This is a genomic window from Rhodospirillum centenum SW (assembly GCF_000016185.1).
Taxonomy (GTDB): domain Bacteria; phylum Pseudomonadota; class Alphaproteobacteria; order Azospirillales; family Azospirillaceae; genus Rhodocista; species Rhodocista centena.
The window spans coordinates 51,961-65,875 of sequence record NC_011420.2 but is presented as its reverse complement, the minus strand read 5'-3'; the positions used below and the strand labels follow the sequence as shown (position 1 = coordinate 65,875).

The window sequence follows — 13,915 nt, the reverse complement described above, 5'->3', positions numbered from 1 at the left end:
CGGATTGATCGGAAGGTGGCCACGGCTTGCTTGACGGGTCGGTCGGAGTTCCGCATCTTCCGTAACACAAGGAAGGTGAGCGATGGCACAGCCCGTTTCCGCCGGCGAGGTCCAGAAGAACTTCGGCCGCTATCAGGCCAGGCCCTGGCCGAACCGGTGATCGTGACGAAGTACGGCCGCCCCAGCGTGGTGATCCTCTCGGCCGGTGAGTATGAGCGTCTGAAGCGTCTCGACCGGCAGGTCCTGGCGGTCACCGATCTCAGCGATGACGACATCGCGGGGATCGAGGCGGCGCGCATTCCCGACGCGCACCGGTACCATAGCGACGACCTGCCCTAAGCAACAGACCTTCGGAATACACCGTTGGGCACGACTTGAGCGCGGCCCGGTCATTGGCATAATATGCCATCGTTGCGTTCATACCGGAGGCCGACCATGCCGACCCGCAATGTGGTTCTCACCGACCATCAAGCCGACCTGATCGAGCGGCTGGTGTCGTCCGGTCGCTACCAGAACGCCAGCGAAGTCCTCCGCGAGGGGCTGCGGCTGGTCGAAGACCGGGAGGCGGAAGAACGCGCTCGGCTGGACGCCCTGCGTGAAGCGGCCCGCTTGGGGATCGCCGACATCGAGGACGGTCGCTTCCGGTCATTCACCACCGCCGACGCCCTGGGGCGGCATCTGACCGGATTGGCCGAAACCGTGCTCGGCGATCAGGCGGGTCTCCGGGACCGGTCATGACGTCTGGCGGTCCGACCTGGACGGTCCGCCTGTCGGCGGCGGCCGAGCGGGATTTTCAGGAGATTCTCCGCTGGACGGCGGACCGGTTCGGTCTCCGGCAGGCGAACACCTACGCAAGGGTTCTGAGTGCGGCTCTTGAAGCCCTGGTTTCGGGTCCGACGATCATCGGGGTCAGACAACGAAATGAGATCGCGCCGGGCCTCCTGACTCTGCATGTGGCGCGGACGGGCAACAAGGGGCGGCACTTCGTCCTGTTCCGCATCACGCCGAACACGGATGAACGGACCATCGACGTCCTGCGCCTGCTGCACGACTCGATGGACATCAGCCGACATCTTCCCGCGGTCGAAAATGAGATGGGTGAGCCGTAACGCTTGTCAGGCGCTCTGTTTCCGTTCGGCGTTCGCCGCGTCCACCAAGGCCACCTCGACCGCCGGCAACAGGATGGTCATGGCGGCGATCGGCATGCCTTGCGCCGCCGCCATGTCCAGGACGGCGGCATGATCGAAACCCAGCACAGCCCCGCTCGGCGCGATCCGAAGCTGCCCGGCACAAACCAGGGCGAGATCCCAGACCTGCCAGCCCTCCACCGTCTGCGGCGCGTGCTCGTCGTAGGGGCAGCGTGCGCCCGTCGGTCCCGGCCGTCCCCCGGCACAGGGCAGGCCGGCGGTGGCGCAGTTCGCGCAGTATCCCGGCCCGCCGCCGAAGTGCCATTCGGCGCGGGCCTTCAGACGTTTTTTTCCTGCTCCAGCAGCGCAACCGGTCCCAGGTAGCGCAGGCTGAAGGCGTCGGCCACCGGGTGCAGGTCCAGCAGGGCGTCGATCCCATCCGGCGTGGGTTCCACCGGCGCGCCATCGGCATCGCCCACCCCCTCCCAGCCGAGGATGGACAGCCGGCCCATCGCCTTCAGGAAGGTGGCAGTGCGCGTCCCCGGCACGAGGTCCGGCGGTTCGTCGGTCATGTCCGTATCACGCACGGCTTGGCGGGCGGCCAGCACCAGCGCCGTGGTGCAGGGACGCAGGTGCAGACGCACCCCCATCCCCAGGTCGAGCCAGAACGGCTCGCGTAGCAGGTCGAGGCGGATCATGGCGGGCGCTCCGGTCAGTAGCTGGCGACGTCGTTCTTCAGGGTGACGGTGGCGAAAGCCCCACTGTCCGGCTTGGCGGCCTGCCAGTCGAAGCGGGCCTCGATGCCGGCCGGGCCGGAAATCGGGATGCGCGGCTTGGGCAGGAAGACCGACGGCAATGCTACGGTCAGCGAGCGGTCGGCGTCGATCACCCAGGCGAATTCAAGCGCCATGGCGGTGCCGTCGGTGGCGGCATCCAGCAGCACCATGTCGGCGAAGCGCGCCGCCAGATTGCCGGTGCAGGCGGCCACGCCCAGGTCGGCGCCTTCGATCTTGCCGTCGTCGCGGATGACGCGGACGGGGTCGAGGTTGTTGGCGTAGGTCAATTCCGCGGCGGTGATGTTGGCCAGTGCCGCCCCATCCTTGGCTATGCGTCCCTGGAACTGGTGGAACCGCTGCAAACCCTGTGTGGTGGGGGTGCCGCCGGACGAGGTGGCGGCATCCGTCTCCACCTGGGCGATCACGGCCAGGGTGGCATTGGCCTTGCCCGACGGCGCCCACCCCAGGTTCAGGCTGTTGACCAGACAGCCGAGGTTCAGGAAATAACGTGGCACCTGCGGGTGACCGACTTCCAGCGCCAGGCTGGGCAGCGTGTCGGCCCTGGATGTGTAGACATGGCTGTAAGGGCCGGTGCCGGTGGTGACCGGCGGCCCGAACAGCCCCTTCAGCCAGAAACCGATGCTGCGCAGGTCCACCGGGACGGTGATCTGCCCCTCGGCAGTGATGACGTCACGGGATGGCGGGGCCGGGTCACGCCCCAGGCCGAGGACATCGGAGGCTTCCAGCGGCTGCTGGCTGCCGAGGTCGCAACTGACAAAGGGCAGCGTGTGGAAATTGCCGCCGGGGGCGGTGCCGTAGGCGGTCTCGAAGGCACCCAGCAACTGCGCGGTGGGCGCCGGTGGCGCGGGCCATGGTCGGGGTCTCCGGGGTCAGGTCAGGAGATCGGGCGTGCTGTAGGTCAGCGTCACCGGCACGCGGGCGGCCTTGATGGCGGCCCCGCCGGCGACGGCGATGTCCTCGGTTTCCGGCGCGCCCCAGGCCATCCAGTCGACCGTGCCGCCCAGGGTGCGGTCGGCGGCCAGGGACGCGGCCAATGCCCGCAGCAGCTCGTCCAGGGCTCTCGCCCGGCCGGGACCGGTGCGGCCCAGCGGCGGGTCGGCGGCCTGGACGAGCACCTCGATCTCGGCGACATGGTCGTAGTGGTGGAGCAGCGGCGACAGCGTCACCTCGGGCACGCCCGGCTCGCCGTCGCGCAGGATCAGCAGACCGCCGGGCGGAATGCGCTCGGGCACCGCGACCTCCCGTCCGTCCATGGCGTCCGGCACGGCGGCGAGCCGCGCCAGCAGCGCGGACAGGGCCGCCTCCCGGATGCTCGGCATGGGTCAGGGTTCCTTCCAGTGGCGCAGGATCAGACCGGGCAACCGGCCCTGCCAGGCACGGCCGGCCCCCGCCACGTCCAGGCGCTTCTTCACGCGCACCTGCGGCACGAGGATGAACACCGGCACCGTGGTGCGCCCGGCCAGACGGATGAAGCCGGCCTCGCCCCGTCGTCCCCGGTTGGCCGTGGCCAGCCCGCGCTTGCTGAGGCGGGCGTTGTCGGCGACCAGCAGCGACAGGCCGCGGCGGCGGTAGACGAAGCGCAGCGGCAGTCCCGTGCGCCGCTCCCACCCGCCCGGCGTGATCTTCTTGCCGCCGTCCCCATACCGGCCGGCCGCCGGGGTCGGGATGGCCAGGAACAGACCTTGGCGGGAGCGGATGATGGCCCCGTCCGCGTGGAGGCCGACGATGCCGGGCGCCTTGCTCCAGACCAGCCCGGCGGCGCGGAGGCTGCGACCGCCCTTGGGATAAATCTCGCTGCGCCAGGTCCGGGCCAGCCGGGTGCCGAGGCCGGCGCCGGCGATCTGGCCGCGCAGCTCGGCCTTCAGCCCGTCGCTGGCCTCGCGCAGGCCCGCGGTGACGGCGCGCTCCGCCGCCGCGAGGTCGGCCGCCAGCATCTCGGTGAGGCGGCCTTCGATCGCGGCGGACCGGGGCGCCCTGCACCTCGAACAGGTCGTCGCCGACCAACAGGCGGTCCCCCGCCCAGGGGCGGATGCCGGCGGCGGTCAGGTCGGCGGCGCGCACCTCGAACAGGGCTCCATCGCAGACCACCTCTCCACCGCCGAAGCCGGTGACGACGTCCTGGCGCCGGGCGACAACCCGCACCGGGACCGACACCCCGCCGATGCCGAGATAAGTGGCGGGCGTGCCGAAGACGGCGAACACCGGATCGATGGCGGCCTGGAAGGGATTGGTCACGGGTTTCCGTCCAAGGTACGGCCGGGTTAGGGTGTTGCGCCAAGGACCACCAGCCGATACCGCCGATGCCGACCTCAGCCCCCTCTGCGGACGTGCTGCAGATCAAGGTCACGCTTCTGGACACCGTTCCGCCGGTGTGGCGGCGGCTTCTGGTGCCGGCCGAACTCAACTTCGCCCGGCTGCATGAGTGCATCCAGGTGTCGATGGGCTGGACCTTCAGCCATCTGCATGAGTTCCGGGTTGGCGACCGCCGCTACGGCGTGCCCGATCCGGAGTTCGCCGATCCGGCCTTTCCCGTCTACCGGGACAGCACCCTGAAGCTGTCGGCGGTGCTGGCCCGTGGCATCCGCCGGTTCCACTACACCTACGATTTCGGCGACAGCTGGGAGCACGAGATCGCGATCGAGCGGACGCTGCCCGCCGATCCCGGCATGGAGTATCCCCGGTTCGTCGATGGGCAGCGCCGCTGCCCGCCGGAGGATTGCGGCGGCGTTCCGGGCTTCGAGATGTTCCTGGATGCCATGGCCGATCCGAACCACCCGGAGCACGCGTCGATGCGGGACTGGTACGGTGACGACTACGATCCCGACGACATCGAGACGTACATCATAGACATCCAGCTTGACCGCATCGCCGCAGCCCGCCGTGGCGGGATCAAGGGGCGCGGCCGGCCGAAAAAGTCCAAATGACTCATCTCCGATACAGAATAATCAATATCTGGTTGCTTCTACGAGATAATAAGCACGACACACGATGCAAAAATCACCGAAACTCAACGTAAGGCGCTATCTGCCATCAAAAGATTTCGTGTCTAATCTACGCGAGATTAGAGCGTTTCGTGGCGCGTACTACGGTAATAATCTTCTTGAGTCATTGGAAATGGCCGGCCTACTTCGGCCGAAGCTGCGGCTGCGCTGGCCCGACCCGGTGGCCCGCCGAATGTGGCTGGAGGGCCACAGTGATGTCGGCTCCATGCAGGAGGCGGTAGAGCCAGACGGCCCGCGTTGGGGGGCAGCGGTAAGGTTGGAAAACAGCCTGTTTCGGACAACTCACCCGGGTGTCTACGGCGATATTCCACATCCATTCGATGAGCCAGATCCGGCATTCGTGGAGTTCTTACAGCGGCCGGCCCAACAAGTCTATCAGTCTCACCAGGATCGCCGTGTCAGTGTGGCGAATGAAAAATATCCTGAGCTTTTTGCAGACTGCAACGTCCGAGACTTTTACAGTGGCTGGCAGGTACTCGTAGCAGCAGAGTTCGCTGATATTGGCATCCATTTCCGACTAAACATGGCAGATGCGGAAGCGGCCAGGAGAGCACGTCATGCTGTCTTCGATGGTCGCAGGCCGGCTGACACGTGGCGCGAAATCACCGCGCCTACACGAGCGTTGAACGGATTTCAGAGTCACGAAGCCGCGCTGGATGCCGTCGTCTGGTCGGAAGAGGAAGCAGACCATGCGTTGGGCCGCATCCTCCGCGATCATGGTGGTGGACGGTTCTGGCTGACGGAGGATCAAGCGAAGGCTTATCATCAGGCGCAGATCGAGGCAGCACGCAAAGCGCAGGAGCATTATGGTGTCCAGTCGCCAGCGATTCTGGAGTTGTGCAAGTTCCTGGCAGAACGATGGTCGGACTGGGAATTCGAAGGCCGCACCCTGATCGCCCACGCATACAAGGTGTACTTGGCCGCAGCGATACGTATGCTCCGGATGGCCGCAGGCATGGCGTTCGATGACATAAAGGAGTCTGTGGGTTGTCAAAGCGGTCATCGTGAATTCACGCTTGACGCAGTCTGGCCGGATTGGGTGCGTGACCAAAAAGACAGGCTAATCAGAACGCTGCAACCCGCTGTGCAGCGCGAGTGTCCCGGTGCCATGACCGACGACGAGATCATCGCGTTTGCTGACTTCATCGATCAAGAGCGTCAGGATGCCGTGTTCTTGCGTTTGGAATCGTTCGAACGGCATGCGTTCGGCGATGTGGACGCGCGGCTGGCTGGAATGTCCAGCGACCTTCAGGGCTTGACCGTCGCCGTGGAACATGTTGCTCGCGCAATGGGTGGTTCAGGTGATCATCTTCACGAAATGTTTAGGAACCTTTGGACCGGAACTGAAATTGAAAAACTTCTTAAGCGAAACCAGAACGACGTCAGGCGTTCGATTTTCTCTCCTTCTATGAACATTGAAGAGAAGGCGGAAGCATACAGTAGTTTTAAGGTCATGATCGAAGGATGGAGGTCATCATGCGTGGCGAAAGCCATCGCTGCTGACCTTGTCACTGCGAGTAAGCTCCGTGGGGCGGTTCATTACGCATTTCCCGAACGAGACCATTTGGAGATGGAGAAACTTTTCGTCGCAGTGCTGCGCGCGGCAGCGTTGACACACGCACATGTTCGGCGTTCTCAGCAGATCAAGATATCTGGACAGGCAGGGTTATTACCCACTGAACCTGCCAGCAAAGAATGCTGAGTTCCTCGCCATGCGCGACCCCCACAGTCCGCTCTGGAGTCCTTCCACCATCACGTCACCGTCCCGTTCAGCCGGACCCGCCCGACGGTCTCGCCGGCGCTGTTGTCGACGGCGGTGACCGCAGCACCGATCAAGGTGTTGCCGGTGGCGGTCTTGGTCGCCTCGCGGGCGGTGTTGTCCCAATAGATCTTGTCCCCGGCGCTCCAGGCCTGGGAGCCAGTCTTCGTCAGGTCGAAGACGCCGACCAGGCAGACCTCGACCGGCTCGCCACCGGCGGCCGAAGCGACCGCGATGCCGAACAGGGCGCCGACGAGCACGCCCTCGCCGGAGGCCACGGCATAAGGGGCGGCCAGGGTCAGGGTGGTGCCGGGCTGGATGTGGTTCTTCATGGGGCGGTTCCTTGGGGGTCGGGTTCGGCCGGGTCCTCAGCGGGCGGGCCGGTCGGGGGTGAGCATCAGGATCAGGCCGGCCGCCGCCCCGCCCACCAGGGCGATCTGGTCCACCAGGGCCGGGTCGAGGGAGACGCCGAAGGCGGACAGCAGCGCGGTGGCGCCGAGCCAGGTGCTGCGCTCGCGCAGCCGTTCGATCAGGTAGCGCATGGGGGACCTCCTTCAGGACAGGGCCGGCACAGCCGGGCGGCGGAAGCCACCGGCATCCAGGCCGAGGACGACGCGGTAGTCGAAGTTCGGGCAGAGCTTGGCGGCGACCTCGCGGTGCCCGCGCCAGCGCAGGCGCTTGCCCTGGGCGGCATAGGCCGCATCCATCGCGTCGGCCAGCCGCCGCAAACTGTCGAACTGCACCGGGGAGAACTGGTGAAAGCCATGCAGGCACAGGGCGATGGAGCCGCTGTTGTGCCCGGCTTGCGCGGCCGGCACGTCTTCCAGCGGCCGGCCGCGCTGGATCGTGCCGTCGCCGCGGATGAAGACGTGATAGCCGATGCCACGCCAGCCGCGCCGGCGGTGCCACTGGTCGATCACCGCCGCGTCGTCATGGGCGGCCTGGTCGCTGGCGCTGCAATGGATGAAGACCACATGCACCGGCCGCTTGGGCACGGCGAAAGGCACATTCTGGCCGGGCATGCTGAGGATCGGGAACGGGTCCGTCATGGCTCAGGCCCCGGCGTTCTTGTAGAGGCCGCGCCAGTCGATGGCCTTGGCCCCGAAATCCAGCCGGCACTTGATCTCCACCCCGTCCACGTCGAAGCCGTTGCGGGTTTCGATGTAGGCGCCCTGCTGCCCCTCCAGATAGGCGTACTCCAGGGTGTCGATCTGGGCCGGGTTGGCCGCCAGATACCAGGCGGTGGCGCTGGCGGCGTCGAGCCGGGGCTCGGCGATGGGCGTCAGGGTACGGATGGAGGCGGGAACGATGTCGCTGGTCTTGGCCGGCGTCAGGTTCTGCGCCACCAGTTGCTCGGCCGTCAGTTCCAGCGCCGCCGGCACGATCAGGAAGGACGGCCGGATGTTCAGCACGGTCTTCCGGTCCAGCCCGGTCTGCTTCGCCATCGCCGCGCGGGCGTCGCCGATGGCGGTGACGGTCGGGGGGGCCGCCGTGCCGGCGAGGTTCTTGTGGTCGGCATGGAACAGCGCCTTGCCGTCGGCCATGGCGGCGTTGGCGGTCAGGATGCCCCAGACCACGTCGCTTTCCAGGGTGGCGATGGCGGTGCCGTACATGGCCGGGATGCGGGTGAAGGCGTCGAGATCGTCGTTGATCAGCACCTGCCGGGTGATCGCCACCACGCGGCCATAGGTCTCGATACGGTAGCTTTCCTTGCTCTCGCCGATGGTGCCGCGCTGGAACTCCCCGCCCTCGTTGACCTTCAGCAGCTGCGGCGCCTCGCCGATCTGGACCCGGTGCATGGCCTTGAAATCGGTGGCCAGCACCTGCCGGCAGAAGGGCGTGAAGGTGCGCGGATAGACCTCATAGGCCTGGCGCAGGGTCTTGGCGGTGACAGCGGACAGCACCTCGGGGAAGTCGGAGGTGGAATGGAGCGCTCGGGTGGCGATCTCGTCGCGCGACAGCCCGCGCACCGCCACCCCGGCCTGGGTCAGGAACTCGCGGGCCAGTTCCAGCAGGCTGAGGCCGCGATACTCGCGGGCCTGGTCGGTCAGCGGGAACAGGGTCGGGCTGTAGCGGTGCAGCAAGGCGGTGCTGACCGCCTCACGCCGCAGCAGCCGTTCGTCCCTGCCGCCGAGCGGCACGGTCACCTGCGGGAAGATGCGGGTGCGGTCCGACGCGTCCGCAACCTTGTCCAGGATCAGCCGGCGGGCCTCGTCCAGGCCGGTGCCGCGCCGGACCAGATCCTCGGCGAAGCCGCGCTCCAGCCCCAGCCGGCCGGCGAGGTCGTGGATGGTGCCGACCCGCTCGCGCTCGGCCGCCTGTGCCCGGGCGACCAGGGCGTCGGTGTCGGGGGTCGGTGGAGTGGCGGTGGCGCGGGCGACGTCGGGTGCCGGGGCCGTCGCCACGTCCGGGGTGGCGGGCTTGGTCTGGGTCTCGTCCATGGAAGTCCTCGTGGCGGGTGACGGTGCGCCGGGACGGACCACGACGCAGGGGGAGAGCGGCTCGGCGCTGCGGAAGCCGGCGGCGAGGTCGGCCCCGACCGGCACGGCGGAAATCTCGAACGGCGTCCAGTCCACCGCGCGCCACAGTTCGGGTCCGGACGCCGGGCGCGAGATCTCGAAACGATGGACCTGATAGCCGATGGAGACGGCGCGCAGATGACCGGCGCGGATATCGGCCAGGATCGGCTCCACCTCCGCCCGGTCGCTGAAGCGCACGCGGGCGAGGCCACGGCCGTTCTCGATGCGGGCCGTGCCCGGCACCACCGAACCGATCACCGCATCCAGCGTGCCCATGTCATGGACCTTCAGCAGCGGTGCCCCGCCGTTCAGGCGTTCCAGCCGGACATGGGCGGGGTCAAGGCTCAGTTCCTCGTCGAAGGGCTCCCCGAACAGCGGCTGGCGGCGCACCCGCGCGCCGGTGGACCAGACCAGTTCCACCGAGCGGTCAGCCTCATCGAAGCTGGCCAGCACAAGGTCAGCCGCGCGGCGGAGCGCCGGCAGGTCAAGGGTGCCGTGCATGATGGGTCAGTCCTGGTTGGCGGCGGTCTCACCGGCCTGGATCACGCCGGTCTTGGTCACCCGTCGCGGGTCGCTGTCCAGCACAAGGCCGAGCGCGTCCAGGCGGGCATTCATGGCGGCAATCTCGGTCAGCACCGCCTCGGGATTGTGGCCCTGGCGAGAGATTGCTTGGGCCAGCGTCATGGTGCCGGAGCGCATGGCCAGCAGGTCGGCCATGGCGTCCTTCAGCGGGTCCACCGCCTCAAAGCGCGGCGGCGACCATTCAACCGGAATGTCCGGGCGCGGCAACCGGCCTGCCGCCCAGGCCTGGGTGGTGAACCAGTCCCAGGCCGGCTGGCATAGCATGGGGATCACCAATTGCCACTGCGCCGCCTCGATCAGGCGGCGGAACTCGACCAGCCCGGCGCGGATGCTGGAATAGTTCACCTGGGACAGGTCGCCGGTCAGCAACTCGTAGGGCATACGAAAGCCGGCAGCGATGATGTGCAACTGGGCGCGCAGCCATTCCGCCACCCCCGCCGTGGTGGCAGGCTGGTTGAAGCGGATATCCTTGCCGCCGCGGGCATAGGCGATCAGGCCGGGCTCGAACTGCTCCACCCGATGGCCATCGGCATCGACCACCGAGGGCGCGATGCCCTGTTCCCCCTCGTCGGCCCCCAGCACGATGCCAACGACACAGGCTTCGGTCTTCTTGCGCACCAGTTCGGCCTGGGTCCAGTCGTCCAGGTCGCGCAGCGCCCGCATCACCGGTGTGCCCCAGGGCACGCCGCGCACCTGGGCGCGCTGCTTCTCATAGATGTGCGCGACCTCGGCGGCGGGCACGGCGGCACTGTCCAGCCGGCGGCGCAGGCTGACCACCGCGTCGCCCGGATGTTGGGCGTTGAGCCAATAGGCCCGGCGCCTTCCCAGCGGGTCGAACTCGATGCCCTGGACGATCCGGCCGCCATCGGCAAGGTCGCCATTGCGCCCGGCATCCAGCAGGTCGGCCTCGACCAGTTGGATCTGGAGCGGCACCGGCAACCCGTCACCCGCGCGCCGGGGCCGGCGGCGCAGCAGCACCTCGCCCGCCTCGACCATCTGGCGGCAGGCCAGGGTTTGCAGCCCGTAGAAATCCAACTGGCCGTCGGCATCGCACCGTGCCGACCAATCCTGCCACAGGGCGTCGGTTGCCTTGTCCAGCCGGTCGTCACCCGACGCGGCGCGCGGCATGATGCCGGAACCGACGATGTTGTTGACCAGCACCGACACCGCCTTGGCGGCGTGCGGGTTGTTGCGCACCAGATCGCGCATCCGGTCGCGCAGCAGCGCCCCGGCAACGGCGATCTCGGCATCGGCCGAACTGCCCGGTGCCCGCCAGCCATCGGTGCGGCGGCCCTTGGCGGCCCCGTCATAGCCGCGGGTCAGCCGGTCGAGGCTCTGGCGGGCCAGCACCCGTCGCAGGGCCGCCTGTGGTGCCACCAGCCCCAGGGCGCGGTCGAGCCAGAGCCCGGCCATCAGCGCTCCCCACGGCGGAAGCCGGCAAAGCCCGCCATCGGCAGTTTGCTCGATGTGTTGCCAGCCATTTCCCGTTCGATGGTGCGGATGCGCGACAACAGGTCGGCGGCGGAGCCGTACTCGACGCTGCGGCCGTCATAGCTGACGCGCAGCGTGCCGGCAGCATAGGCGCGGCGCAGCGCGTCCAGTTCCCCCTGGGTCCAGGTCATCCCAACCAACCCTGATTGCGTCCACCCAACCAGCCGCCCCGGCGTTTCTCCCCCGGTGCGGTGGGGCGTTTAAGGTGACCGGCGGTCGGAACCTCAGCGGCCGGCACCACCGGGGTTGGGGTTCCAGCGGCGTCGGGCGCCGGCCCGACCTGATCCTCCAGATCGCGCCACTTCGCCTCGGTCCAGCGGTCGATGCCGGCGATCCAGGCGGCGGCGCGGGCATAGACGCGGCAGTCCAGCGCCTCGTTGCGCTCGCGCAGCTTCTGCCAGTCCAGTTTGGTGAAGCCGCGCTTGGTCTTCACCGTCACCAGCTGCTCGGCCACAAGCTGCTTGACCCATTCGGCCTCCACGCCCTGCGGTAAGTGCAGGCTGCCGGGGGGCACGGTGATGCCGGCGGCCAAGTCCTCGTCTGTAGGCCGGGCCAACCGCAGGAAACGGTACGTTTCGCTCTTGAAGGTGGCCACGGCCACCGTCCACAGCCGCGCCCCGCGCCGCACCTTGCGGCCATTCTCGGTGGCATCCACGTAACTGGGGCCGGCGACGGGCGCCGCCCTGTTGAAGCCCTCCACCCCTTTGACCGGGGCCACCTGCGCGAAACCCACGCTCCTGGCCCAGGCATAGACGGCGGGTGCCTCATAGCCGGTATCGATGGCCAGCCGCGCTAGCCCCAGCCGGCTGCCATGGGTGTGTGGCCATGTCCGGCCCAGCAATGCTGTCAGCGCCGCCCAGGCCTCCGCCCGTTCGGGCCCGCCCTCGATGACGACATGGTCCACCAGCCAGCTGGTCAGCCCGCGCCCCCAGGCCCACACCGACACCTCGATCCGGTCCTTCTGCACGTCGGCCCCGGCGGTGAGGAACAGGCCGCCCGTGGGCACCGCGCCGAAGCGGTAGCCGCCGCGTCGTTCATAGAGACGCTGCCAGTCCGGCGCTTCGCCGCTCTCCTGCCAGGTCTCGCCCAGCGAGGTGTTGACGAAGGTCTTCATCGCCTCGTCGCCGGCGGCCTTGGCCGACAGAAAGGTGCGCACCATGTCGGCCAGCCGAACCCAGGTGGAATAGATCTCGTTGAGGTGGAAACCGGCGATGCCGGTGAACGGCGCCTCCGCCCGCCACTGCCCGCGAGATATCGCCTGCCAGCGCCGGGCATCACCCCAGACGGCATCGCAATGGACGCAGACATAGCGGGCGCTGTCCGGCCGGGGTTCCGGGTCGCTGTCCCAGCGCACCTGCCCCCAGCTCAGCACCTGATGCTGGCCGCAATCCGGGCACGGCACCCAGAAGCGGCGGCGGTCGCTTTCCTCGAACGCCGTTTCGATCCGGCTGGCCCCCTTCAGGGTCGGGGTTGAGACCAGCAGGATTTTGCGGTTCCAGAAGGTGACGGTGCGCTTGCGCGCCAGCTTGACCGGGTCGCCTTCAGCCCCGGCGCTAGCCGGGTAGCGGTCGACCTCGTCGCAGAGCAGGATGCGGATCGGCCGGCTGGCCAGCCCCGACGGCGCGTTGGCCCCGACGATGGTCAGGTGGCCGCCGGCAAACCGCTTGTGCAGGATCTTGTTGGAACCGTCACGCGACTTGGGGTCGGCGATCCGCCCGATCAGGCACGGCGTGTCCCGTGCCATGGGCGCGAAACGGTCCTTCGACCAGGTCTCCGCGTCGCGCTCGGTGGGCATCACCACCATGATCGGCGACGGATCCTGGTCGATATGGTAGCCGACCGTGTTGTTCAGCACCTCCGTCTTGCCCACCTGGGCCGACGACATCACCACCACGGTTTCGATATCCGGGTCGGAAACGGCATCCATGATGCCGCGCTGGTATTCGGCCCGGGCGGTGGACCAGCGGCCCGGCTCGGCGCTGGCCTCAGAACTCAGCCGGCGGTTGGCGTCCGCCCATTGGCTCACCGTCAGGTCCGGCGGCGGCGTCAGCATCTGCAACGCCGTCGTCACCAGCTTCGCCAGCCCCGGATGCCCGGTCAGGCGCAGGGGCGACGGCGACCGGCGTCGCCGCAAGTTCGGCGAGCGCCTCGACAATCGCCGACCGGAGAAGGACGCGGACGGCGGCGGGGTTTGCGGCATCATGAACCAGGGGGGCCAGCTTGTCCGGCAGGGTGATCAGGCGGGCGCGCAGCCGGGCCGTCACTGCCGCCCAGGCCAGCGCCGTCTCGGCCACCGGCACCAGATCGCCGCGCCGTTGCTGCGCGTCCAGTTCGGCAAGGTCGGCCTTGGCCTTGACCAGCCGGGTGCGTTCGGTGGGCAGGTCGGCGACGCCACCCTGCGCCCGCTGCGCCAGATCGCGCAGGTAGCGCACATAGCCGCGCACGGCGCCGACCAGATCGTAGGCGCCGCGCTCGGCCTTGGGGATCACCCCCTCGCGGCTGAGCTGCTGGACCCGGCGCTCCGACAGGTCGAGCAGCTTGGCGATCACCGCCAGCGGCTGCCCGTTGCCGGCCATGGGCCTGGTCCTTCCTTGGATGAAACAGCAATCAAATCAGCGATGTAATCGCTTGGCTCGGG

18 protein-coding genes and 1 pseudogene are annotated in these 13,915 nt (G+C 68.1%); 5 read left to right on the top strand and 14 right to left on the bottom strand.

What is annotated here, in order from left to right; translation table 11 throughout:
• The first annotated feature begins 162 nt into the window (after positions 1 to 162).
• The 3 genes from RC1_RS00340 (at position 163) to RC1_RS00330 (ending at position 1,109) form a co-directional block, all read left to right on the top strand.
• Complete coding sequence (locus RC1_RS00340; RefSeq protein WP_234703811.1) at positions 163 to 339, top strand: hypothetical protein; 177 nt, start codon at positions 163 to 165, stop codon at positions 337 to 339.
• Between the two features lie 96 nt (positions 340 to 435).
• Positions 436 to 738 carry a type II toxin-antitoxin system ParD family antitoxin gene (locus RC1_RS00335; protein ID WP_012565322.1) on the top strand — a complete coding sequence of 101 codons (303 nt, stop codon included), beginning with the start codon at positions 436 to 438 and terminating at the stop codon, positions 736 to 738.
• Positions 735 to 1,109 (top strand): type II toxin-antitoxin system RelE/ParE family toxin, encoded by a 375-nt coding sequence (locus RC1_RS00330; RefSeq protein ID WP_012565321.1) that lies wholly within the window; start codon positions 735 to 737, stop codon positions 1,107 to 1,109. The genes RC1_RS00335 and RC1_RS00330 overlap by 4 nt, the downstream gene beginning before the upstream one ends.
• 6 nt (positions 1,110 to 1,115) lie before the next feature.
• Here RC1_RS00330 and RC1_RS20580 read toward each other — a convergent pair whose 3' ends face one another.
• The 6 genes and pseudogenes from RC1_RS20580 to RC1_RS22605 form a co-directional block, all read right to left on the bottom strand.
• Positions 1,116 to 1,328: a DUF7697 family protein gene (locus RC1_RS20580; protein WP_083759204.1), complete on the bottom strand. Its 213-nt coding sequence runs from the start codon at positions 1,326 to 1,328 to the stop codon at positions 1,116 to 1,118.
• A gap of 137 nt (positions 1,329 to 1,465) precedes the next feature.
• Positions 1,466 to 1,825, bottom strand: a complete 360-nt coding sequence (locus RC1_RS00325; RefSeq protein WP_012565319.1) for a hypothetical protein — start codon at positions 1,823 to 1,825, stop codon at positions 1,466 to 1,468.
• A 14-nt stretch (positions 1,826 to 1,839) separates the two neighbouring features.
• Positions 1,840 to 2,745, bottom strand: a complete 906-nt coding sequence (locus RC1_RS00320; RefSeq protein WP_012565318.1) for a phage tail tube protein — start codon at positions 2,743 to 2,745, stop codon at positions 1,840 to 1,842.
• Between the two features lie 48 nt (positions 2,746 to 2,793).
• A complete protein-coding gene (locus RC1_RS00315) occupies positions 2,794 to 3,243 on the bottom strand; it encodes a hypothetical protein (RefSeq protein WP_012565317.1) in 450 nt (149 codons plus the stop codon).
• A gap of 3 nt (positions 3,244 to 3,246) precedes the next feature.
• Positions 3,247 to 3,879, bottom strand: a complete 633-nt coding sequence (locus RC1_RS00310) for a DUF6441 family protein (protein ID WP_041785035.1) — start codon at positions 3,877 to 3,879, stop codon at positions 3,247 to 3,249.
• A 52-nt stretch (positions 3,880 to 3,931) separates the two neighbouring features.
• Positions 3,932 to 4,126 (bottom strand): annotated as a pseudogene (locus tag RC1_RS22605) (head-tail joining protein); the annotation flags it as partial.
• 98 nt (positions 4,127 to 4,224) lie between these two features.
• Between RC1_RS22605 and RC1_RS00305 the strand changes: the two are divergent.
• Positions 4,225 to 4,848 carry a plasmid pRiA4b ORF-3 family protein gene (locus RC1_RS00305; protein ID WP_012565314.1) on the top strand — a complete coding sequence of 208 codons (624 nt, stop codon included), beginning with the start codon at positions 4,225 to 4,227 and terminating at the stop codon, positions 4,846 to 4,848.
• 64 nt (positions 4,849 to 4,912) lie between these two features.
• Entirely contained in the window at positions 4,913 to 6,628 is a 1,716-nt protein-coding gene (locus RC1_RS21285) for a hypothetical protein (RefSeq protein ID WP_012565313.1), read from the top strand.
• Between the two features lie 50 nt (positions 6,629 to 6,678).
• Here the strand turns inward: RC1_RS21285 and RC1_RS00290 are convergent, their stop codons facing one another.
• The 8 genes from RC1_RS00290 to RC1_RS21280 are packed head-to-tail and all read right to left on the bottom strand — an operon-like array spanning position 6,679 to position 13,853.
• Positions 6,679 to 7,017, bottom strand: coding sequence for a DUF2190 family protein (locus RC1_RS00290; RefSeq protein WP_012565312.1), 339 nt, complete (start codon positions 7,015 to 7,017; stop codon positions 6,679 to 6,681).
• Positions 7,018 to 7,053: 36 nt separating this feature from the next.
• Entirely contained in the window at positions 7,054 to 7,227 is a 174-nt protein-coding gene (locus RC1_RS21635) for a hypothetical protein (RefSeq protein WP_012565311.1), read from the bottom strand.
• Positions 7,228 to 7,239: 12 nt separating this feature from the next.
• Complete coding sequence (locus RC1_RS00285) at positions 7,240 to 7,734, bottom strand: N-acetylmuramoyl-L-alanine amidase (protein WP_012565310.1); 495 nt, start codon at positions 7,732 to 7,734, stop codon at positions 7,240 to 7,242.
• A gap of 3 nt (positions 7,735 to 7,737) precedes the next feature.
• A complete protein-coding gene (locus RC1_RS00280) occupies positions 7,738 to 9,705 on the bottom strand; it encodes a prohead protease/major capsid protein fusion protein (RefSeq protein ID WP_012565309.1) in 1,968 nt (655 codons plus the stop codon).
• 6 nt (positions 9,706 to 9,711) lie between these two features.
• A complete protein-coding gene (locus tag RC1_RS00275; protein WP_012565308.1) occupies positions 9,712 to 11,199 on the bottom strand; it encodes a phage portal protein in 1,488 nt (495 codons plus the stop codon).
• The gene (locus RC1_RS00270; protein ID WP_041785027.1) at positions 11,199 to 11,408 is read right to left on the bottom strand and encodes a phage head-tail joining protein; all 210 of its coding nucleotides are present in this window, start codon (positions 11,406 to 11,408) and stop codon (positions 11,199 to 11,201) included. The genes RC1_RS00275 and RC1_RS00270 overlap by 1 nt, the downstream gene beginning before the upstream one ends.
• Entirely contained in the window at positions 11,405 to 13,348 is a 1,944-nt protein-coding gene (locus RC1_RS00265; RefSeq protein WP_234703810.1) for a phage terminase large subunit family protein, read from the bottom strand. The genes RC1_RS00270 and RC1_RS00265 overlap by 4 nt, the downstream gene beginning before the upstream one ends.
• On the bottom strand, positions 13,263 to 13,853 hold the full coding sequence (locus RC1_RS21280) for a terminase small subunit, Nu1 (RefSeq protein WP_012565305.1): 591 nt from the start codon (positions 13,851 to 13,853) through the stop codon (positions 13,263 to 13,265). The genes RC1_RS00265 and RC1_RS21280 overlap by 86 nt, the downstream gene beginning before the upstream one ends.
• Between the last annotated feature and the right edge of the window lie 62 nt (positions 13,854 to 13,915).